Genomic DNA, 20,580 nt, shown 5'->3' with positions numbered 1-20,580 from the left:
GGCAACCGTTTCTCCTGCCGATACGTCAAGTTGAGGGAGATGAGGGAACGATGCTTCACCATCGAGACCATCGAACCCCGGGGCATCGCCGACGGCGTTCCGATGGCGTACAAAGTCCGCTCTCCCGCTTGCCCGACCCTTTCGCTCCACCCCTAGACTGAACTTCCAGCAGGTGGCTACACGCTCGAAAGGCGCCCCCGTGTCCATCGGCAACTCCCCCGAAGCAGACCGGCCTTCCGTCGGTGCTGCCCTCCAGAAGGCCCGTATCGGAGCGGGACTGACCGTCGAAGAGGTCAGTACGACGACACGGGTGCGTATCCCCATCGTGCAGGCGATCGAGCAGGACGACTTCTCCCGCTGTGGGGGCGACGTCTACGCCCGGGGGCACATCCGGGCGCTCGCGCGCGCCGTATCGCTCGATCCCCGACCCCTGATCGACCAGTTCGACGCCGAGCACGGCGGCCGGCCCGAGCCGACCCCCGCCGCGCCGCTCTACGAGGCCGAACGCATCCGCTCCGAGCCGCGCCGCCCCAACTGGACCGCGGCGATGGTCGCGGCGATCGTCGCCGTGGCCGGCTTCGCGGGCTTCACGTTCTTCACGGGCGGCGACAAGAGCGACGGCGGCCCGGTCGCGGCCGGTGACGCCCATGCGAAGGCGCCGGCGCCGACCCGCCACCCCTCCACGATCAAGCCGCCCGTCAAGCCCGACCCCTCCGAAAGCGCGGTCGCCGGGCTGCCCAAGGACAAGGTCACGATCAAGGTGACCGCCCGCGACGGCCAGAGCTGGATCTCCGCCAAGGACGCGAGCGGCAAGCTCCTGGAGGACGGTCTGCTCAAGCAGGGCGAGTCCAAGACCATCACCGACAAGAAGCGGATCGACCTGGTCCTCGGTAACGCCGGAGCCGTGCAGCTGTACGTCAACGGCAAGGAGGTCAAGCAGGTCGGCGAGAAGGGCACCGTGGAGCGGCTCAGCTACACGCCGGGGGACCCCCAGGCGGGCTGATCGCCCTTCCCGGCGGGCGTCCGCCGCCAGGCCCCGGGGACCGGGAGCGGCGGCGGAGACCTGCGCGCCAAGGGGGTGGTCGGGACAAAGTAGGCTGAGCCCTATGCCCGAACGCCGTACCGTCGCCCTTGTCACCCTTGGCTGCGCCCGTAACGAGGTGGACTCGGAGGAGCTCGCAGGCCGCCTGGCAGCGGACGGCTGGGAGCTCGTCGAGGAAGCTGCCGATGCCGATGTCGCCGTCGTCAACACCTGTGGTTTCGTCGAGGCCGCCAAGAAGGACTCCGTCGATGCCCTGCTGGAAGCCAACGATCTGAAGGATCACGGCAGAACCCAGGCCGTGGTGGCCGTCGGCTGCATGGCCGAGCGCTACGGCAAGGAGCTCGCCGAAGCGCTGCCCGAGGCCGACGGGGTGCTCGGGTTCGACGACTACAGCGACATCTCCGGCCGGCTGCAGACCATCCTGAGCGGCGGAAACGTCGAGGCGCACGCGCCGCGCGACCGCCGCAAGCTGCTGCCGATCAGCCCGGCCGAACGCCAGGACGCCGCCGCGGTCGCGCTGCCCGGCCACGCCCAGACCGGCTCCGACGAGCCGGCTCCCCCGGCGGGTCCGCCCGAGGATCTGCCGGAGGGCATCGCGCCCGCCTCCGGACCGCGTGCGCCGCTGCGCCGCCGCCTGGACGCAAGCCCCGTCGCCTCGGTGAAGCTGGCCTCCGGCTGCGACCGCCGCTGCTCGTTCTGCGCGATCCCGTCCTTCCGCGGCTCGTTCATCTCCCGCCGCCCCTCGGACGTCCTCGGGGAGACCCGCTGGCTGGCCGGGCAGGGCGTCAAGGAGATCATGCTGGTCTCCGAGAACAACACTTCCTACGGCAAGGACCTCGGCGACATCCGCCTGCTGGAGACGCTGCTGCCGGAGCTGGCGGCCGTCGACGGCATCGAGCGGATCCGGGTCAGTTACCTCCAGCCCGCGGAGATGCGCCCCGGTCTGATCGACGTGCTGACCGGCACCGACAAGGTGGCGCCCTACTTCGATCTGTCCTTCCAGCACTCGGCGCCCGGTGTGCTGCGGGCGATGCGGCGCTTCGGCGGCACCGACAGTTTCCTGGCGCTGCTGGAGACGATTCGTACCAAGGCGCCGCAGGCCGGTGCCCGCTCCAACTTCATCGTCGGCTTCCCCGGCGAGAGCGAGAGCGACCTTGAGGAGCTGGAGCGCTTCATCACCGAGGCCCGGCTCGACGCCATCGGCGTCTTCGGCTACTCCGACGAGGACGGCACCGAGGCCGCCTCGTACGAGGAGAAGGTCGACCCGGACGTGGTCGCGGAGCGGCTGGCGCGGGTGTCGCGGCTGGCCGAGGAGCTGACCGCGCAGCGCGCCGAGGAGCGGATCGGCGAGACGGTGCGGGTGCTGGTCGACCGGACCGACGACGAGGAGGGGGTCGTCGGGCGGGCCGCGCACCAGGCTCCGGAGACCGACGGCGTCACCCTGCTGTCGACCGGCCGGGAACTGGAGCCCGGTCGTATGGTCGAAGCAAAGGTGGTCGCGAGCGAGGGCGTGGACCTCATCGCTGAGGTGCTGTCGGTGGAGGGCACGGGGTGTACCGAGGAGGCGGGCAGATGACCGGAGTCCCGGCATCCGCAGCTGGTGGGCCGCGCACGGCGCCGGTCGTCCGGCAGGCCGGGCTGTGGAACATCGCCAACGTCCTGACGATGCTGCGGCTGGTGCTGGTCCCGGCCTTCGTGCTGCTGCTGATGCACGACGACGGTAAGGATCCGGTCTGGCGCGTCTTCGCCTGGGCCGCGTTCGCCGTCGCCATGATCACCGACGTGTTCGACGGACATCTGGCGCGGGCGTACAACCTGGTCACCGACTTCGGCAAGATCGCCGACCCGATCGCGGACAAGGCGATCATGGGTGCTGCGTTGATCTGTCTGTCGGTGCTGGGTGATCTGCCCTGGTGGGTGACCGGCGTGATCCTCTTCCGGGAGCTCGGCATCACGCTGATGCGGTTCTGGGTGATCAAGCACGGTGTCATTCCGGCCAGTCGTGGCGGCAAAATCAAGACATTGGCGCAGGGCACCGCGGTCGGGATGTACGTCCTCGTGCTGACCGGTCCGCTGGCCACCTTCCGCTGGTGGGTGATGGCCGTGGCGGTGGTGCTGACCGTCGCCACCGGACTCGACTACGTCCGGCAGGCCGTGATGCTGCGCCGGGCCGGGCTGGCCCGGGAGCGGGCGGCGCGCGCCGAGCAGGACGCGGCCCGGTGAGCGGGCCGGGTTCGGCCGCCGCCGGGGCACTGGAGCTGCTCGCCGGACGGGGCCAGAGCCTGGCCGTGGCCGAATCGCTGACCGGGGGACTGGTGGCGGGCGCGCTGACCGCCGTCCCGGGGGCCTCGCGGGTCGTCCGGGGCTCGGTCACCGCGTATGCGACCGAGGTCAAACGGGATGTGCTGGGGGTGGACGGCGCCCTGCTGGCCGCGCGCGGAGCCGTGGACGGCGAGGTCGTCCGGCAGATGGCGAACGGCGCGCGGCGGGTGCTGGGCGCCGACTGGGGCCTGGCGACCACGGGGGTGGCCGGTCCCGATCCGCAGGACGGGCATCCGGTGGGGACCGTTTTCGTGGCGGTCCAGGGGCCGGACGGTGCCGGATCGGTGCGCCGGCTGTCGCTGGCGGGGGATCGCGACCGGATCCGCCAGGACACCATTCGCGCCGTGCTCGCACTGTTGTTGAGCGAACTGACAGAAAATACGCGGGCACAGGATACGGAACAACACGGGGGGAATGGATGTTTGCAGCCCTGAGTGAACACGTACTTGCGCCCGGCACTGGTACCGCCCGAGGCGGTACGGTGGGGCGAGAAGGATCCGGATCCGAGGTCCGAGGAGGGAGCCAGCGATGATTCTGCTTCGTCGCCTGCTGGGTGACGTGCTGCGCCGACAGCGTCAGCGCCAGGGCCGAACCCTGCGCGAGGTCTCTTCCTCCGCCCGGGTATCGCTCGGCTATTTGTCCGAGGTGGAGAGGGGGCAGAAGGAGGCTTCCTCCGAGCTGCTCTCGTCGATCTGTGACGCGCTGGACGTGCGCATGTCCGAGCTCATGCGGGAGGTCAGCGACGAGCTGGCACTCGCCGAGCTGGCAGCGTCCGCGGCCGCGAGCGACCCGGTGCCCGCACCGGTACGGCCGAAGCTCAATTCGGTGTCCGTCACGTCCCTGGCCGGTGTGCCCGAGGACCGTGTGACCATCAAGTCCCCGGCAGACGTCGTGGATGTCGTCGCGGCCTGACACCCCTGTTCGTACGCATCGAAGCCCCGGCGGGCAGCGGCCTGCCGGGGCTTCGTGCTGCCCGCGCGGGGCGGGTGCGCGGCCTGCCGGGCCGCCGGTGGGTGCTCGGGCGGACCGTTCGGGCAGCTCGGAACGGGCGATTCATTTGTACGATGGCTAAATCGGATAAATCGCCCGAACAGGAGTATCTGGATGTCTGTAGTCAAGAGCACACTGTCCGACGCGGACCGCGCCATCGTCGGCAACGCCCTGCAGGGAGCGCTCGTCGACCTGGTGGATCTCTCCCTCGTCGCGAAGCAGGTGCACTGGAACGTCATCGGCGCACGCTTCCGCTCCGTACATCTCCAGCTCGACGAGGTGGTCGCCAGCGGACGGCAGCACGCCGACACGGTGGCCGAGCGGGCGGCGGCGATCGGGGTGTCCCCGGACGGGCGGGCGGCGACCGTGGCCAAGACCAGTGGCATCGGCGAGGTCCAGGACGGCTGGATCAAGGACGGCGATGTGGTGCGGGCGATGGTGGACGCGCTGGGCGCGGTCATCGGCCGGATGCGGGAGCGGATCATCGCCACCGCGGACCCGGACCCGGTCAGCCAGGACATCCTCATCGGGCTGACCGCCGACTTGGAGAAGCACCACTGGATGTTCCAGGCCGAGGCCCAGTGACGGTGGTGCGCTGAGGCTCCGGCCCCTGGGTGCGCCGTCCGGGAGCAGCGGCTTCGGGGCCCCTTCCGGGGCTTGTGGGACCGCCCGCGCGCCGGAAAAGCCCCGGTGCGCCCTCCCGCCCGGCGGCGGGACCCGTCTAGCGTCGGCCGGAGGAGGCAGCCATGGGGTGGCGTGACGTCGCGGGTCGCGGTCCGGCCGGACGGCGCCCGCGCACCGTACCGGGGCGCTGGATATCCGGAGTCGTCGTCGGGGGGCTGTGGTGGTGGGCCGCGGTCCGGCTGGTGGTGTGGCCGCAGTCGGCGGGGGTGATCGAAGGAGCCGTCGTGCTGGGCGGCTGGGGGCTCAGCCTGCTGCCGGTGCACTGCGTTCCGCGGACGGACCGGAGTGACGGAGCCTGTCGGCGGGCGCTGGAGCGGGCGGCCCGGCGGGTCCGGGAGCATCGGGCGGCGGGCCCGGGGGCGCTCACCAGGGCATGGCGACGCCGCCGTGCGGGCGGAGGATCTGGCCGGTCATGAAGGACGAGGCGTCCGGCACCAGATGCAGCACGGTGTGGGCGACGTCCTCCGGCTCTCCCGCCCTCCCCAGCGGTGACATCCGGATCGTCGGCCCCTCCGCCTGCCCGCAGTGGACGGTGGTGCCGGCCGCGGCGAGGGGGGTGGCGATGGCGCGGCCGATGCCTCCCACGCTGCCCGAAGGGCGTGGGAGGTGACCCCAGCCGCGCCGGTGACGCGCGGTGCGGCCCGTGAGGTCGTACGCCGGGAGAGGCCTGGTGTGAGGGCAGGCAGGGGCCTGACGGACCGTCAATCGGGCTGCGGGAGGTAGCCGCGTCAGCCCGCGGGGCGGCTGCCCGGTGGGGCCGGCTGGCAGATGGGGCACCAGTAGGTCACGCGGTCCTCGGCGGTGGGGTCCTGGTCGGCGGAGCGGACCGCGGTGCCGCAGCGCAGGCAGGGGCGGCCGGCCCGGCCGTAGACCCACAGTCGTCGGTCGGGGCGGGCGCTGGACGTGGTGACCCGGGCGGGGCGCCGCTTGTTGGCCTCCAGGAGCTTCTTGGCGAGCGTCGGCACGCGCTCCGGCCGGGGGAGTGCGCCCAGGGGGAGCCAGGGCGAGGCACGCAGCAGGAAGCACAGCTCGGATTTGTAGACATTGCCGATTCCGGCGAGATTGCGCTGGTCGAGCAGGGCCTCGCCGAGCGGGCGCTCCGGGGTGGCGAGCAGGCGGCGCAGGGCTTCGGCGGGGTCCCAGTCCGGGCCGAGGAGATCGGGGCCCAGGTGGCCGACGACCCGGGACTCGTCGGCGGTGCGCAGCAGATCGAGCACGGGAAGGCGGTAGCCGACGGCGGTGTGGTCCGCGGTGCCGAGGACCGCCCTGATCTGGTGGGCGGGGCCGCCGTGCCAGCGCTCGGCCGGGGCGTAGATCTGCCATGCGCCGTCCATCCGCAGATGGGAGTGGAGGGTGAGTCCGCCCTCGAAGCGGGTGAGGAGGTGCTTGCCGCGCGGGGTGACGTCCAATACCTCGCGGCCGGTCAGGTCCACCGTGGCCAGCTGGGGGACGCGCAGATCGCAGCGGGTCAGCGGGCCGGTGGTCAGCGCCTCGTGGAGCCGCTGGGCCAGGCGCCAGACCGTGTCACCTTCGGGCATGCCCCCATCATGCCGGGAGCCGGGAGCCGGGAGCCGGGAGCCGGGAGCCGGGAGCCCTCGGCGCGGGGCGCCGAGGTCGGGTGGGGCGGGCGTGACGGCCCGGCGTCAGCCGCGCAGGCGCAGTCCCCGGGGGGTCGGGTGGAAACCGGCGGTCTCCAGGGTGACGGCGAAGGGGGAGGTGAGGGCCGCGGTGCCGTTGATGCGTTCGGTGGTGAGGGTGCCCACGGCGCCGGCGCGGGCGGCATCGGTGAGCGCCTCGACGGCGAGCCGGAGGCGGGGGTCCGTGGCAGCCCGGTCCGGCCCGGGGCCCAGCGGCCACATGAGCAGGGTCTTGCCGCCGCGCTCCATGTAGAGCGTCAGCTCGCCGTCGACGAGGACGACCAGGGAGCCCGCCTTGCGGCCCGGCTTGTGGGTCGACCCCTCGGGCGGCTCGGGCCAGGGGAGGGCGGCGCCGTAGGCGTTGGCGGGGTCGGCGGCGGCCAGGACGACGGCGCGTTGCGGCCCGTCGCGCCGGGAAGAGGCCGGGCCGCCGTCCGGCAGCGCGTCCTCGGCCGTGCGCTCCCGCCGGGTGCTGACCGCGCGCAGCCGGTCCACCGCGCCGTCCATCGCGAACTGGGCGGCGCCCAGCCCCTCCACCACATAGCCGCGGCGCGCCTGACCGGACTCCTCGAAGGCGGCCAGCACCCGGTACGCGGCGGAGAACCCGCCCTCGACACCCTCGGCGGCGACCGCGCCTCGGGTGACGATGCCGTGCCGGTCCAGGAGGGCGCGGGCCAGGGCATGGGCGCGGTGGGTGGGGTCCGGCTCGGCGGCGGGCAGCAGCGACCAGCGGCCGCCCACCGTCGGCGGACCGGAGCGGGAGGCGGTGGGCCGGCCGCCGCGCCCTCCCGCCGCCGCGGTCAGGGAGCCGTACCGGCCCCGGGGCACGGCGCGGCGGGCGCGATGGGCGGTCGATCCCGCCGTACGGCCCGAGCCGAGGAGGGCGCGCAGCGGGGCGAGGGTGTCATTGGTCAGCCGGCCCGACCAGGCCAGCTCCCAGAGCGCGTCGGCCAGTTGCGGATCGGTGGCGTCCGGGTGGGTGGTGGCGCGGACCTGGTCGGCGAGCTGGCGGAAGAACAGGCCGTATCCGGGGGCGAGAGCGGTCAGCAACGACTCGTGCAGCGCGGTCATTTCCAGCGGGAGCGGCGGCGGGAGCAGCAGCGGGGCGGAGTCGGCGAGATGGAGCGAGAGCCAGCCGTCCTTGCCGGGGAGCGCACCGGCGCCGGCCCACAACACCTCGCCGGTGGCGGTGAGTTCGTCCAGCAGGGCGGGGGAGTAGCCGCCGACGCGGGACGGCAGCACCAGCTTCTCCAGGGCGGAGGCGGGCACCGGAGCGCCCTGGAGCTGCTCGACGGCGCGCACCAGGCCGTCGATGCCGCGCAGTCCGTGCGAGGCGCCGCCGGGCGCGGCGGGGGTACCGCCGGCGGTTGCCGGGCGGGGTGCGCCGACGTGCTGCCACTGGGGGAGGAAGGCGGCGAGCGCGGCGGGCGGTACCGGCTCCAGCTCCTCGCGCAGCGCGGCGAGGGAGCGGCGGCGCAGCCGGCGCAGCACCTGGGCGTCACACCACTCCTGGCCGATGCCTGCGGGATGGAACTCGCCCTGGACCACCCGCCCGGCGGCGGCGAGGCGCTGCAGCGCGCCGTCGGTGACGGCGGTGCCGAGGCCGAAGCGGGCGGCGGCCTGCTCGGAGGTGAACGGGCCGTGGGTGCGGGCATAACGGGACAGCAGATCGCCGAGCGGGTCCTTGACCGGTTCGGTGAACGACTCCGGGACACCGACCGGCAGCGCCGTGCCCAGCGCGTCCCGGAGCCGGCCGGCGTCCTCGACAGCGGCCCAGTGGTCGGCGCCGGCGATCCGCAGGCAGAGGGCGCGGCGGGCGGCGGCCAGCTCCCGGGGCCAGGCCGGGTCCGCGCCGCGCTCGGCCAGCTCGGCGTCGGTCAGCGGCCCCAGCAGCCGCAGGACGTCGGCGACGCCCTCGACGTCCTTGACCCGCCGGTCGTCCGTACGCCACTGCAGCTCCCGCTCCAGCTCGGCCAGCACCTCGGCGTCCAGCAGCTCGCGCAGCTCCGCCTGGCCGAGCAGCTCGGCGAGCAGCCGGGAGTCCAGGGAGAGCGCCGCGGCGCGGCGCTCGGCGAGCGGGGAGTCGCCCTCGTACAGGAACTGGGCGACATAGCCGAAGAGCAGGGAGCGGGCGAACGGGGACGGCTCGGGGGTGGTGACCTCCACGAGGCGGACCCGGCGGGCCTCGATGTCCCCCATCAGCTCCGTCAGGCCCGGGACGTCGAAGACGTCCTGGAGGCATTCGCGGACGGCTTCCAGCACGATCGGGAAGGAGCCGAACTCGCTTGCCACCTGGAGGAGCTGGGCGGCCCGCTGGCGCTGCTGCCACAGCGGGGTGCGCTTGCCGGGGCTGCGCCGCGGCAGCAGCAGGGCCCGGGCGGCGCACTCCCGGAACCGGGAGGCGAACAGCGCCGAGCCGCCGACCTGGTCCGTGACGAGCTGGTCGACCTCGCCCTGCTCGAAGGCGACATCGGCGGCCCCCACGGGGGACTGCTCGGGGTCGTACTCGGCGCCGCGGGCGAGCGGGCCGGCGGACGGGTCGAAGCCGCTGTCGCCGTCGAGGAGATCGAGGCCCATCAGATCGGCGTCGGGCAGCCGCAGCACGATGCCGTCGTCGGCATGCATCACCTGGGCGTCCAGGCCGTGGCGCTCCGCGAGGCGGGCACCGAGGGCCAGTGCCCACGGGGCGTGGACCTGCGCGCCGAACGGGGAGTGGATGACCACCCGCCAGTCGCCGAGCTCGTCGCGGAACCGCTCCACGACGATCGTGCGGTCATCGGGGACATGGCCGCAGGCCTGCTTCTGCTCGGCGAGATAGCTCAGCACGTTGGACACCGCCCAGTCGTCCAGCCCGGCCGCGGACAGCCGGGCTGCGGCGTCCTCCTCCGCGAGCGAGCCGATCTCGCGGAGGAACGCTCCGAGCGCACGGCCCAGTTCCAGGGGGCGGCCCAGCTGGTCGCCCTTCCAGAACGGCAGCCGCCCCGGCACCCCGGGGGCGGGGGTGACCAGCACCCGGTCGCGGGTGATGTCCTCGATGCGCCAGGACGTCGTGCCGAGCGTGAAGACATCGCCGACGCGGGACTCGTAGACCATCTCCTCGTCGAGCTCTCCCACCCGTCGCCCGCCGCCACCCTTGCCGGAGTCGCCACCCGCCAGGAACACCCCGAACAGGCCGCGGTCGGGGATCGTGCCGCCGGAGGTGACGGCCAGCCGCTGGGCCCCCGGGCGGCCCGTGACGGTGTGCGCGACGCGGTCCCACACCAGACGCGGCCGCAGCTCGGCGAACGCATCGGAGGGATAGCGGCCGGCCAGCATGTCCAGTACGGCCGTGAACGCCGACTCGGGCAGGGCGGCGAACGGGGCGGCCCGCCGGACCAGGGACAGCAGCTCCTCGATGTCCCAGGTGTCCATCGCGGCCATGGCGACGAGCTGCTGGGCGAGGACGTCCAGCGGATTGGCCGGCACCCGCAGCGCCTCGATGGCGCCGGTCCGCATCCGCTCGGTGACCACGGCGGCCTGCACCAGATCGCCGCGGTACTTGGGGAAGACGATGCCGGTCGAGACCGCGCCGACCTGATGCCCGGCCCGCCCGACGCGCTGCAACCCTGACGCGACCGACGGCGGCGACTCCACCTGGACGACCAGATCGACCGCGCCCATGTCGATGCCCAGCTCCAGACTGGAGGTGGCGACCACGGCCGGCAGCCGGCCCGCCTTCAAGTCCTCCTCCACCTGGGCGCGTTGCTCCTTGGAGACGGAGCCGTGGTGGGCGCGGGCCAGCAGCGCCGGCGCGCCCTTGGCCGCACCGGCCTCGGCCATCAGCTCAGCGGGGGAGTGGTGCTCGGGCAGCGCCTCACCGGTCCGGCGTTCGTAGGCGATCTCGTTGAGGCGGTTGCACAGCCGCTCCGCCAGCCGGCGGGAGTTGGCGAAGACGATCGTGGAGCGATGGGCCTGGACGAGGTCGGCGATCTTCTCCTCGACCTGCGGCCAGATGGACGGCTTCTCCCCGGTCTCGCCCTCCTGGACGGGCGAGCCGCCCAGCTCGCCCATGTCCTCCACCGGGACGACCACCGAGAGGTCGAAGCGCTTCCCGGACAGCGGCTGGACGATCTCCACCCGGCGCCGCGGCGACAGATAGCGGGCCACCTCCTCCACCGGACGGACCGTCGCCGACAGCCCGATCCGCCGGGCCGGGCGGTCCAGCAGCTCGTCCAGCCGCTCCAGGGACAGCGCCAGATGCGCGCCGCGCTTCGTGCCGGCCACGGCATGGACCTCGTCCACGATCACCGTCTCGACACCTGCCAGCGCCTCCCGGGCCGAGGAGGTCAGCATCAGGAACAGGGACTCGGGGGTCGTGATCAGGATGTCCGGCGGGCGGTTGGCGAGCGCCCGGCGCTCGGCGGGCGGGGTGTCCCCGGAGCGGATGCCGACCGTGACGTCCGGCTCCGGCAGCCCGAGGCGGACCGACTCCTGGCGGATGCCCGTCAGCGGACTGCGCAGATTGCGCTCGACATCGACGGCCAGCGCCTTCAGCGGGGAGACGTACAGCACCCGGCAGCGCTTCTTCGGCTCGGCGGGCGGGGGAGCGCTCGCCAGCGCGTCCAGCGACGCCAGGAAGGCGGCGAGCGTCTTGCCGGAACCCGTCGGCGCCACCACGAGGACATCGGAGCCGGCGCCGATCGCCCGCCAGGCACCCTCCTGCGCGGCCGTCGGCGCGCTGAACGCACCGGCGAACCAGCCGCGGGTCGCGGGGGAGAACGAGTCGAGCGCTGCCTTCGCCATGTCCCCCATCGTGCACCGGACCACTGACAACGCGGTCCCCGCGCGCCGCCCGCCGCCGGGCCTCCCCGGCCGTCCACGCCTCGGACGCACGGGCCCGCGGCCGCGCGGCGGACGCAGAATGGCGGCATGGTCATGTTCGGCGGGGAGAGCGCGGCCGACGGCGGGCCCGGCGCGGCCGCCGTGCCGCGGGCGCGCGGCGAATGGGCGCGCCACTGGCGCTACGACGGGCTGCCCGGCCTCGACCTGCTGCGCGCCCGCTACGTCCGGCACTCCTTCCCCCGCCACGCCCACGACGGCTATGTGGTCTGCGCGGTGACCTCCGGCATCGAGGAGGTCGGGCTCCGGCAGGGCACCGTCCGGGCCGGCCACGGCGGCATCATCATGATCAACCCGGAGGTCGCGCACACCGCCCGCGCGGGCGCCCCGGAGGGCTGGACCTACGCCACGCTCTACCCCTCCCACGAGGTCGTCGCGGAGATCGCCGAGGAGACCACGACGCTGCGCGGCACCCCCGGGTTCGACCGGACGACCGCCGACAACCCGCAGCTCGGCCGCCTGATCACCGAAATCCACCGGGCCGCCGAGACCGGCAACGCGCTGGCCGCCGACAGCCTGCTGCGGATCGTCGTGGCCCGGCTGCTGCGCCACTACGGAGGCCCGCTCCCGGTGCGTACGCCCCGCACGGCGGGCGCCCGCACCGCCGCCCGCGCCCGCGCAGTCCTGGAGGAGCGGATGACCGACCCGCCCTCCCTGGAGCGGCTGGCACAGGAACTCGGTACCGGCCCGTTCGCACTGCTGCGGGCCTTCAAGGAGGCCTACGGCATGCCGCCGCACACCTGGCTCACCGACGCCCGGGTGCGCCGGGCCCGCACACTCCTGGAGGCCGGCCGCACCCCCTCCGACACGGCCGTCGCCGTCGGCTTCAGCGACCAGCCGCACCTGAACCGGCACTTCACCCGGATCGTCGGTGTACCGCCCGGCGCGTACCGGCGGGAGCGGCACTCTTAGGGCGCCTCTCCGCGGGCTCGCGGCGTCCGGCACGCGTGCCCGGTACGGGCCGCAGGCACCGGGCGCAAGAACGTACAAGACCCGCGAGGGCCCCGGACCGTACGGTCCGGGACGTGGCAGAACAGACATCGATACCCACCACGGAGCGGGCCGCGCCACCGCCGTCCGCTCCGCCCGCAGCACCCGTTCCACCCGCGACGTCCGACGCCGCCGTCATCAGGGACGCGCTCGGCGTCGGCGTCGCCGTCGGCCTTTCCGGATTCGCCTTCGGCGTGACGTCGGCCGGCGTGGGGCTCAGCCTCCTCCAGACCTGCGCGCTCAGCCTGCTGGTGTTCACCGGCGCCTCACAGTTCGCCCTGGTGGGCGCGCTGGCGGCGGGCGGCAACCCGCTCACCGCCGCGGCCGGCGCGTTCTTCCTGGGCGTCCGCAACGCCTTCTACGGGCTGCGACTGTCCGCGGTCCTCGGGTACCGGGCCACCGTCAAGCCCTTCGCCGCCCACTGGGTCATCGACGAGACCTCGGCCGTCGCCCTGGCCCAGCGCGACCGGCGCACCGCCCGTCTGGGCTTCACCGTCACGGGGCTGACCCTCTACGCCCTGTGGAACCTCACCACCCTCGTCGGTGCCCTGGGCGCCGCGGCGCTCGGTGACACCGAGGCCTGGGGCCTGGACGCGGCCGGCCCCGCCGTCTTTCTGGCACTGCTCGCGCCGATGCTCAAGGAGACCGAGGAACGGGTCGCGGCCGGTCTCGCCGTGGTGCTGGTCATGGTGACGCTGCCGCTGCTGCCCACCGGCGTACCGGTACTGGTCTCGGCGCTCGCCGCACCCGCGGTGCTCGCCGTACAGGGGCGCCGCGGGCGGGCGGCGGAAGCCGGGACGGTGCCGGAGCAGGCCGCCGTCCCGGAGGGCGCCGCAGGGCCGCCCGCGCTCCCGGACGGAACCCCCGGACGCCGCACCGCCACCGAGGAGGACCGGGCATGAGCGCCTGGATCGCGATCGCCGTCACCGCCGTCGGCTGCTACCTGGTGAAGTACCTCGGTCTGGCGGCGCCCGCCGGTCTCCTGGAGCGCCCGCTCGTCAAGCGGCTGGCCGCGCTGCTGCCGGTGGCCCTGCTGGCCGCGCTCACCGCCCAGCAGACCTTCAGCGACGGCCACCACCTGATGCTCGACGCCAGGGCCGCAGGGGTGGCCGCCGCGGCCGTCGCGCTCGTCCTGCGGGCGCCGTTCCTCCTGGTCATCGGCGTCGCTGTAGTGGTCACCGCGGGAGTGCGGGCCCTCGGGGGGTGAGCTTCGGGGCGGCCGCCCTAGAGGGAACGCCCGTAGGCCCGGAGGGTCCGCAGCGCCTTGAGCGTCACCATCGGGCGGCTCTCCAGCGCCGTGCCGGGCGCCCACACCCTCCAGTTGACCGGCCAGCCGCCGTCCTCCGCCTGGAGCGTGACGAGGTGGTCCAGCGCCCGCTCCATCTCCGCGTCGGTGAACCAGTCGCGGGCCAGCGAGCCGGGCGCGGGCGCGAAGTCGTACGCCAGGTGGTGTTCCCCGGGGGCGTACCCCGGCGCCACCGGGACGTCCGCGGCCTGCTCCGGGGCCAGCAGCACCAGACGGCGGTCCCGTACGAGCCGGCCGAGCCGCTGCGCCGCCGCGGCGGCCCGCGGCCGGTCCGGGGCGCCGTCCAGGAAGGCCACCGCCGCCTCGACCTCGTACGGGTGGGTGTCCTCCATCGACTCCACGGCCGCCCAGCAGTAGTCCGTCGCCCGGAACAGCCAGGCGTGCCAGACCTCGTTGCGGTGCAGGACACCCACCACCGGACCGGTGGCCAGGAGGGCGCTCGGTGGATCGTCGACGACCGGGATCCAGGGCGCGGCCGGATAGCCGCGCTGTGAGGGGTGCAGCGCGGGCAGCGCGCCCTCCGGGGTGGAGATCTTCGTCAGATAGCGGCAGATCCGCTCCACCTGGCGGCCGTCGCACCGCCCGATCAGATCGAGGACCTTCAGGGCGTGCGCGGTGTGCAGCGGCTGGCTGACCGGGCCTCGGAGATCCGGCTCCAGGGCGTGGCCGAAGCCGTCGTCATCGTTGCGGTACGCGGCGAGCGCGGTCTCCACGGGGTCGGCCCCGCCGCCCAGGAAGTGGTACTCGAAGAGCCGCTGCTCGAGTACCCGGGCGGTCAGCCAGACGAATCGCTCGGCACGCGCCAGAGGAGTCGAAAGTGAGCTTACGTTTTCGGCCATGCGCTGACCGTAGGGCCGTTTTCTCCCGGTGGCACCGGCTCGCGTCCGCTGCCCTCCCAGGGCGGGATACTGAGGGCATGCGGTTGACGGTCTTCTGGCAGCGGATGGCGGATCACTTCGGTGCGGCGTATGCCGACTCCTTCGCGCGCGATCATGTGATGTCCGGCCTCGGCGGCCGGACCGTCCATGAGGCGCTGGACGCGGGATGGAGCGCCAAAGAGGTATGGCGAGTGGTCTGCTCGGCCATGGATGTACCGCCCGACAAACGCTGAACGGAGCCGTTCGCAGGGCTCTGACCTGGACGGACGGCGGCCCGACGGCCGGGTGTCACGGACCGGGGCACGGACCCGGACCCGGAGTGTCACCGGCGTACGCGACACTTGGCTCCGTGCCCGTGTCAGATGAGATCACCAGCAACGACGTCCCAGGCCCCGAGGACCGGCCCGATGCGCGGATGCCGCGCTGGCTGCCGCGCGCCATGGTGCTCGCGCTCGCCCTGGTGGCCTGCTTCCAGCTCGCCACCTGGGGGTTCCACCAGCTGATCAGCCTGCTGCTGAACGTGCTGATCGCGTTCTTCCTCGCGCTCGCCGTCGAACCGGCCGTCGACTGGATGGCCGCCCGGGGCATGCGGCGCGGCATGGCCACCGGGCTCGTCTTCGTGGCCATCCTCGTCGTCGCGGCCGGATTCTTCGCACTGCTGGGCTCCATGCTCGCCGGCCAGATAACCAACATGGTCGAGGAGTTCCCGCAGTATCTGGACTCCTTGATCAGCTGGATCAACAACACCCTGCACACCCACCTCTCGCGGGTCGAGGTGCAGAACAACCTGCTCAAGTCGGACTGGCTGCAGAAGTACGTCACGGACAGCGCCAACAACGTGCTGGCCGTCTCCGCGACGGTGCTGGGCAGCCTGTTCAACCTGCTGACGGTGGCACTGTTCTCGTTCTACTTCGCGGCCGACGGCCCCCGGCTGCGCCGCGCCCTGTGCTCCGTACTGCCGCCGCACCGCCAGGCCGAGGTACTGCGCGCCTGGGAGATCGCGGTCGCCAAGACGGGCGGCTACCTCTACTCGCGCGGCCTGATGGCGCTGATCTCCGGCATGGCGCACTACGTACTGCTGCAGATCCTGGGCGTGCCGTACGCCCCGGCACTGGGCATGTGGGTGGGCCTGGTCTCCCAGTTCATCCCGACCATAGGGACCTACTTGGCGGGTGCCCTGCCCATCCTGATCGCGTTCACCGTCGACCCTTGGTACGCCCTGTGGGTCTTCGGGTTCGTCGTGATCTACCAGCAGTTCGAGAACTACCTCCTCCAGCCGCGGATCACCGCCAAGACGGTGGACATCCACCCCGCCGTCGCCTTCGGCTCGGTAGTCGCCGGCACGGCGCTGATGGGCGCGGTGGGCGCGCTGATCGCCATCCCGGCGACGGCGACCCTGCAGGCCTTCCTCGGGGCGTACGTGAAGCGGTACGAGGTCCCCGACGACCTGCGGGTCCACGGCCGGAGCGGGCGCGGTGTCCTGGCCCTGGCCCGCATGCGGCGGAACCTCCACGACGCGCAGCCGACGGCTCCACTGAAGGACCGGACGGCGGACGACGCCCCGGCGGAGGACCAGGACGCCCGCTGACGGAACGCGGCGGCGCTCCGGCGCACCGCCGCGTACCGGGTGGTTGACCACCGGTGTGATGACGGGCGGGTGCGAGCGGAAACGGGGGAGTGCAGCGCGCGCCGTCAGAGGGCGTACGGCCCGAAGCGCGCCCAGGCCACGGCCGCCGCGATGACCAGCAGGAGGGCGTTCACCGCGACGTTCCGGCCCTCACCGCGCCGGGCGTGCACGGCGCCGGCGCCGATCATGAGGAGCCCGAGCCCGGTGGCCGCGGCAGGCACCAGGGCGACGGCGGTACCGACGACGGCGGGCAGGACGAGGCCGAGGGCACCGAGGATCTCCAGCAGGCCGATCGTCTTGATCGCGCCGGGTGAGTGGTCGGCCGCCCAGGCGCCCGAGGTCGCGACGACCTTCTCCTTGGGCTGGAGCAGCTTGGCCGCGCCGGCGGCGAGGAACAGGAGGGCGAGGAGTCCGGTGAGGACCCAGAGGAAGGTGTTCATGAAGTTCCGATCACAGGGGTCACACAGAGGCGACTGAGTTGAAGGTTCAACTAAAGTAGGGTCCGTCACTTGAAGCGTCAAGTGACCGCGTAGGATCGTGGGTATGAGTGAGGACGAGCCGCGCTGGCTGAACGCATCCGAGCTGGATGCCTGGAAGGTGTTCAGTGCGATGCTCATCAAGCTGCCCGCAGCCCTGGATGCCCAGCTCCGGAACGATGCCGGCCTGAACCAGTTCGAGTACCTCGTGCTCGCCGGCCTCTCCGAGGCACCGGCGCGCACGCTGCGGATGAGCGAGCTCGCCGTCCTCGCCAACGGCTCGCTCTCGCGCCTGTCGCACGTCGTCAAGCGCCTGGAGGGGTACGGCTACGTACGCCGGGAGCCCTGCCCCGTCGACGGTCGCTACACCAACGCCCTCCTCACCGAGGAGGGTTACCGGAAGCTGGCCGACAGCGCGCCGGGCCACGTCCGGCACGTGCGGTCACTCGTCGTGGACTCCCTGGAGCCCGAGCAGATCGAGCAGCTGCGTCTGATCTCCCTGCGGATCCTCCGTGTGATGGACCCCGATCTTGTGGGGGACTCCGGCGTTGCCTGGCCGGAGCGTCGCTGACCTCAACGCTTTGCTCCCGGCGCCTCAGGTGCCCCGGTCGCCTCCGGTGGGCGAGATCGCCAGGCCCTCCAGCGGGTGCGGGAGGGGTGGCTGGGGCCCGGTCGCGAGCCACCTGGGGAAGTCCGTCTTGTGTGCCGTGGCGATGCGCGGCGGGGGCGCTTGACACTGAAATCGAACATCCATTCTCATGGGAGATCCGGCCTCTGCTCTTGGGGTTTTCGCGGAGTTATCCACAGGCCGGAGCCGGGTCCGGGCGCATTGTCAGTGGCAGGCGTTAGCGTCATGGACGTGAAGCGATCGACTCAAGCAAATCGGGTGGAACCCATGGCAGGCACTGACCGCGAGAAGGCGCTGGACGCCGCGCTCGCACAGATTGAACGGCAATTCGGCAAGGGCGCCGTGATGCGCATGGGGGAGCGGTCGAAGGAGCCCGTCGAGGTCATCCCCACCGGATCCACCGCCCTCGACGTCGCCCTCGGCGTCGGTGGTCTCCCCCGCGGCCGCGTCATCGAGGTCTACGGCCCGGAGTCCTCCGGTAAGACGACCCTGACCCTGCACGCGGTCGCCAATGCCCAGAAGGCCGGCGGCTCCGTCGCGTTCATCGACGCCGAGCACGCGCTCGACCCCGAGTACGCCAAGAAGCTCGGCGTGGACACCGACTCCCTGATCCTGTCCCAGCCGGACAACGGCGAGCAGGCACTGGAGATCACGGACATGCTGGTCCGCTCCGGCGCGCTCGACCTCATCGTGATCGACTCCGTCGCCGCCCTGGTGCCGCGGGCCGAGATCGAGGGCGAGATGGGCGACTCCCACGTCGGCCTCCAGGCCCGGCTGATGAGCCAGGCGCTCCGTAAGATCACCAGCGCGCTCAACCAGTCCAAGACCACCGCGATCTTCATCAACCAGCTCCGCGAGAAGATCGGTGTGATGTTCGGCTCGCCGGAGACCACGACCGGTGGCCGCGCGCTGAAGTTCTACGCCTCGGTGCGCCTCGACATCCGCCGCATCGAAACCCTCAAGGACGGCACGGAAGCGGTCGGCAACCGCACCCGCGTCAAGGTCGTCAAGAACAAGGTCTCCCCGCCGTTCAAGCAGGCCGAGTTCGACATCCTCTACGGCCAGGGCATCAGCCGCGAGGGCGGTCTGATCGACATGGGTGTGGAGCACGGCTTCATCCGCAAGTCCGGCGCCTGGTACACCTACGAGGGCGACCAGCTCGGGCAGGGCAAGGAGAACGCCCGCAACTTCCTCAAGGACAACCCGGATCTGGCCAACGAGATCGAGAAGAAGATCAAGGAGAAGCTCGGTATCGGCGTGAAGCCGGCGGACCAGGCGGCGGAGCCCGGCGCGGACGCCGCGGTGGCGGAGGCCGGACCGGTGGCTGCTGCTCCGGCGCCGGCGGCCAAGGGCGCCAAGGGTTCCAAGGCCGCTGCGGCCAAGAGCTAGCCCGCCATGACACGGCGAACGGAATGGCCGGGCAGCGCGGACGAGACGCAGAGCGCTGCCGGCGACGCCGAGACCCGTAGCGGCCGCCGGGGCCGTCGTGGCCGTGAGGACAGCGGTGGCCCCTCCTCGTCGAGGGCCGAGTCGGGGCCACCGCGCACACCCGAGGAGCAGGCGCGGGCCATTTGTCTGCGCCTGCTCACCGGGAGCCCGCGTACGCGCAAGCAGCTCGGGGACGCCCTGCGTCAGCGGGGCATTCCCGAGGAAGCCGCGGAAGAAGTGCTGTCCCGCTTCGAGGACGTCGGCCTGATCGACGACGCGGCCTTCGCCGACGCCTGGGTGGAGTCCCGCCACCACGGGCGCGGCCTGGCCCGCCGCGCCCTGGCCCGCGAACTCCGCACCAAGGGTGTGGACTCCGCCCTCATCGATGTGGCCGTCGGCCGCCTCGACTCCGAGCAGGAGGAGTCCACCGCCCGCGAGTTGGTCGACCGCAAGCTGCGCACCACCAGAGGCCTGGACCGCGAAAAGCGCCTGCGCCGCCTGGCCGGAATGCTGGCCCGCAAGGGATACCCGGAGGGCCTGGCCCTCCGCGTCGTCAAACAGGCGTTGGAGGAGGAAGGCGAGGATCCGGAGCTACTGGACCAGCACGGTCTGCTGGATATGTGACAGCGCCCCCGGACCTCACCGCCCCCTATCCACCCCCAACCCCGCCCGCCGCCAGGCCTGGAAGCCGCCGGTGAGGTCGGTTGCGTGGTGGAGGCCCAGTCGGCGGAGGGAGAGGGCGGCGAGGGTGGAGGCGTAGCCCTCGTTGCAGATGACCACGACCGGCAGATCGTGGTGGGTCGCTTCCGGGGCGCGGTGTTCGCCGGTCGGGTCGAGCCGCCACTCCAGCTCGTTGCGCTCGACGATCAGCGCGCCGGGGATGGTGCCGTCGCGCTCCCGCAGCTCCGCATAGCGGATGTCCACCAGCAGCCCGCCCGCCGCCTGAAGCGCGGCGGCTTCCTGGGGACCGACCCGGTGCCCCAGTTCGTGCCGGGCCCGCGCCAGCAGTGTGTCGATCGCGCTCATGCCCATTCCTCCGGCCGCTCCACCGCTTCGAGCCGCAGTACCGGTCCGGTGCGGCTGTAGCGGCGCATCAGGGGCAGCGGCGGGTAGTAGGCGTGCACCGACACCGCGTGGGTGTCCGCGGAGAGGTTGAGCACCTGGTGCACATGGTGCGGGCCGAACGCCCGGCCGCGCCCGTCGCGCAGCCGGCGCTCGCGGTCCACGTCGTCGGCGAGTTCCAGGGTCTTCCAGCCCTCGGTGGGCAGCGCGGCGGCGAGCGACTGTTCCGTCAGCTCGCCCGCGGCCGCCGCGAAGGCGCCGCGCGAGCCGCCGTGGTCGTGCCAGCCGGTGCCGGTGCCGGGTGGCCAGCCGATCAGCCAGGCCTCGGCGCCGCCCGGCCCGTCCAGCCGGATCCAGGTGCGGCCTTCGGGGTCGAGCGGGAGCGACGCGACGAGGACCGGGTCGGTGGCGGCCCGGTGGGCGAAGCCGAGGAGTTCGGAGGCGCTGGGCCCACCGTCATGGCCGGTGGCGGGCGGGCGCGCAGGGGTACGTACGTCGGGCACGGAAACCGTCCTGAGTGATCGCGAAGAGGCGCGGCTGCCGGGCAGAGGCAGGCGGCCGCGCGGGGAAGGAACTGCGGATCAACAGGAAGGACGACACCTGCAGCCCGCGTGGCGGACCAGGTCGAGATG

Annotated in this window: 20 protein-coding genes and 1 pseudogene; 14 read left to right on the top strand and 7 right to left on the bottom strand. The window is 72.8% G+C overall.

The window, feature by feature from the left end; translation table 11 throughout:
- Window positions 1-199 precede the first annotated feature (199 nt).
- The 6 genes from ACFW5B_RS19425 (at window position 200) to ACFW5B_RS19400 (ending at window position 4,939) form a co-directional block, all read left to right on the top strand.
- A complete protein-coding gene (locus ACFW5B_RS19425) occupies window positions 200-1,003 on the top strand; it encodes a helix-turn-helix domain-containing protein (RefSeq protein WP_386440603.1) in 804 nt (267 codons plus the stop codon).
- A 103-nt stretch (window positions 1,004-1,106) separates the two neighbouring features.
- On the top strand, window positions 1,107-2,618 hold the full coding sequence (rimO, locus tag ACFW5B_RS19420) for a 30S ribosomal protein S12 methylthiotransferase RimO (protein ID WP_386440600.1): 1,512 nt from the start codon (window positions 1,107-1,109) through the stop codon (window positions 2,616-2,618).
- The gene (gene pgsA, locus ACFW5B_RS19415; RefSeq protein ID WP_386440596.1) at window positions 2,615-3,265 is read left to right on the top strand and encodes a CDP-diacylglycerol--glycerol-3-phosphate 3-phosphatidyltransferase; all 651 of its coding nucleotides are present in this window, start codon (window positions 2,615-2,617) and stop codon (window positions 3,263-3,265) included. The genes rimO and pgsA overlap by 4 nt, the downstream gene beginning before the upstream one ends.
- On the top strand, window positions 3,262-3,798 hold the full coding sequence (locus ACFW5B_RS19410; RefSeq protein WP_386440593.1) for a CinA family protein: 537 nt from the start codon (window positions 3,262-3,264) through the stop codon (window positions 3,796-3,798). The genes pgsA and ACFW5B_RS19410 overlap by 4 nt, the downstream gene beginning before the upstream one ends.
- 94 nt (window positions 3,799-3,892) lie before the next feature.
- Entirely contained in the window at window positions 3,893-4,276 is a 384-nt protein-coding gene (locus tag ACFW5B_RS19405; protein WP_018092941.1) for a helix-turn-helix domain-containing protein, read from the top strand.
- A 192-nt stretch (window positions 4,277-4,468) separates the two neighbouring features.
- The gene (locus ACFW5B_RS19400) at window positions 4,469-4,939 is read left to right on the top strand and encodes a Dps family protein (RefSeq protein ID WP_386440589.1); all 471 of its coding nucleotides are present in this window, start codon (window positions 4,469-4,471) and stop codon (window positions 4,937-4,939) included.
- A 462-nt stretch (window positions 4,940-5,401) separates the two neighbouring features.
- Here ACFW5B_RS19400 and ACFW5B_RS19395 read toward each other — a convergent pair.
- The 3 genes and pseudogenes from ACFW5B_RS19395 to ACFW5B_RS19385 all read right to left on the bottom strand — a co-directional run.
- Window positions 5,402-5,536, bottom strand: a pseudogene (locus ACFW5B_RS19395) (SDR family oxidoreductase); the annotation flags it as partial.
- Between the two features lie 230 nt (window positions 5,537-5,766).
- Window positions 5,767-6,576, bottom strand: coding sequence for an Fpg/Nei family DNA glycosylase (locus ACFW5B_RS19390; RefSeq protein ID WP_386440586.1), 810 nt, complete (start codon window positions 6,574-6,576; stop codon window positions 5,767-5,769).
- 105 nt (window positions 6,577-6,681) lie between these two features.
- Complete coding sequence (locus ACFW5B_RS19385) at window positions 6,682-11,457, bottom strand: DEAD/DEAH box helicase (RefSeq protein WP_386440584.1); 4,776 nt, start codon at window positions 11,455-11,457, stop codon at window positions 6,682-6,684.
- A gap of 126 nt (window positions 11,458-11,583) precedes the next feature.
- Here ACFW5B_RS19385 and ACFW5B_RS19380 point away from each other — a divergent pair, with 126 nt between their 5' ends.
- From ACFW5B_RS19380 to ACFW5B_RS19370, 3 genes are all read left to right on the top strand, one after another.
- Window positions 11,584-12,465 (top strand): AraC family transcriptional regulator, encoded by an 882-nt coding sequence (locus ACFW5B_RS19380; protein WP_386440581.1) that lies wholly within the window; start codon window positions 11,584-11,586, stop codon window positions 12,463-12,465.
- Between the two features lie 113 nt (window positions 12,466-12,578).
- Window positions 12,579-13,445: an AzlC family ABC transporter permease gene (locus ACFW5B_RS19375; RefSeq protein WP_386440578.1), complete on the top strand. Its 867-nt coding sequence runs from the start codon at window positions 12,579-12,581 to the stop codon at window positions 13,443-13,445.
- Window positions 13,442-13,750, top strand: coding sequence for an AzlD domain-containing protein (locus ACFW5B_RS19370; protein ID WP_386440575.1), 309 nt, complete (start codon window positions 13,442-13,444; stop codon window positions 13,748-13,750). Before ACFW5B_RS19375 ends, ACFW5B_RS19370 begins: the two co-directional genes overlap by 4 nt.
- Before the next feature lie 17 nt (window positions 13,751-13,767).
- Here ACFW5B_RS19370 and ACFW5B_RS19365 read toward each other — a convergent pair whose 3' ends face one another.
- Window positions 13,768-14,688 (bottom strand): hypothetical protein, encoded by a 921-nt coding sequence (locus tag ACFW5B_RS19365; RefSeq protein WP_386440572.1) that lies wholly within the window; start codon window positions 14,686-14,688, stop codon window positions 13,768-13,770.
- A gap of 77 nt (window positions 14,689-14,765) precedes the next feature.
- Here ACFW5B_RS19365 and ACFW5B_RS19360 point away from each other — a divergent pair, with 77 nt between their 5' ends.
- Together ACFW5B_RS19360 and ACFW5B_RS19355 are read left to right on the top strand one after the other, a co-directional pair.
- Entirely contained in the window at window positions 14,766-14,960 is a 195-nt protein-coding gene (locus ACFW5B_RS19360) for a DUF3046 domain-containing protein (RefSeq protein ID WP_386440570.1), read from the top strand.
- 182 nt (window positions 14,961-15,142) lie between these two features.
- Window positions 15,143-16,315 (top strand): AI-2E family transporter, encoded by a 1,173-nt coding sequence (locus ACFW5B_RS19355; protein ID WP_386440628.1) that lies wholly within the window; start codon window positions 15,143-15,145, stop codon window positions 16,313-16,315.
- Window positions 16,316-16,419: 104 nt separating this feature from the next.
- Here ACFW5B_RS19355 and ACFW5B_RS19350 read toward each other — a convergent pair whose 3' ends face one another.
- Window positions 16,420-16,794, bottom strand: coding sequence for a DoxX family protein (locus tag ACFW5B_RS19350; protein ID WP_386440567.1), 375 nt, complete (start codon window positions 16,792-16,794; stop codon window positions 16,420-16,422).
- 103 nt (window positions 16,795-16,897) lie between these two features.
- On the opposite strand from ACFW5B_RS19350, the gene ACFW5B_RS19345 reads away from it, so the two are divergent.
- From ACFW5B_RS19345 to recX, 3 genes are all read left to right on the top strand, one after another.
- Window positions 16,898-17,401 carry a MarR family winged helix-turn-helix transcriptional regulator gene (locus ACFW5B_RS19345; protein ID WP_386440565.1) on the top strand — a complete coding sequence of 168 codons (504 nt, stop codon included), beginning with the start codon at window positions 16,898-16,900 and terminating at the stop codon, window positions 17,399-17,401.
- 324 nt (window positions 17,402-17,725) lie between these two features.
- Entirely contained in the window at window positions 17,726-18,847 is a 1,122-nt protein-coding gene (gene recA / locus ACFW5B_RS19340; RefSeq protein ID WP_386440562.1) for a recombinase RecA, read from the top strand.
- A 6-nt stretch (window positions 18,848-18,853) separates the two neighbouring features.
- Entirely contained in the window at window positions 18,854-19,510 is a 657-nt protein-coding gene (gene recX, locus ACFW5B_RS19335; protein WP_386440560.1) for a recombination regulator RecX, read from the top strand.
- 15 nt (window positions 19,511-19,525) lie between these two features.
- Here recX and ACFW5B_RS19330 read toward each other — a convergent pair whose 3' ends face one another.
- Window positions 19,526-19,912 (bottom strand): rhodanese-like domain-containing protein, encoded by a 387-nt coding sequence (locus ACFW5B_RS19330; RefSeq protein WP_386440558.1) that lies wholly within the window; start codon window positions 19,910-19,912, stop codon window positions 19,526-19,528.
- Entirely contained in the window at window positions 19,909-20,451 is a 543-nt protein-coding gene (locus tag ACFW5B_RS19325) for a cysteine dioxygenase (protein ID WP_386440555.1), read from the bottom strand. Before ACFW5B_RS19325 ends, ACFW5B_RS19330 begins: the two co-directional genes overlap by 4 nt.
- Window positions 20,452-20,580: the final 129 nt, after the last annotated feature.

Origin of the sequence: Streptomyces sp. NPDC058773 (assembly GCF_042746015.1) — a bacterium.
In the GTDB taxonomy this organism is placed as follows: domain Bacteria; phylum Actinomycetota; class Actinomycetes; order Streptomycetales; family Streptomycetaceae; genus Streptomyces.
This window is presented reverse-complemented; position numbering and strand designations above follow the sequence as displayed.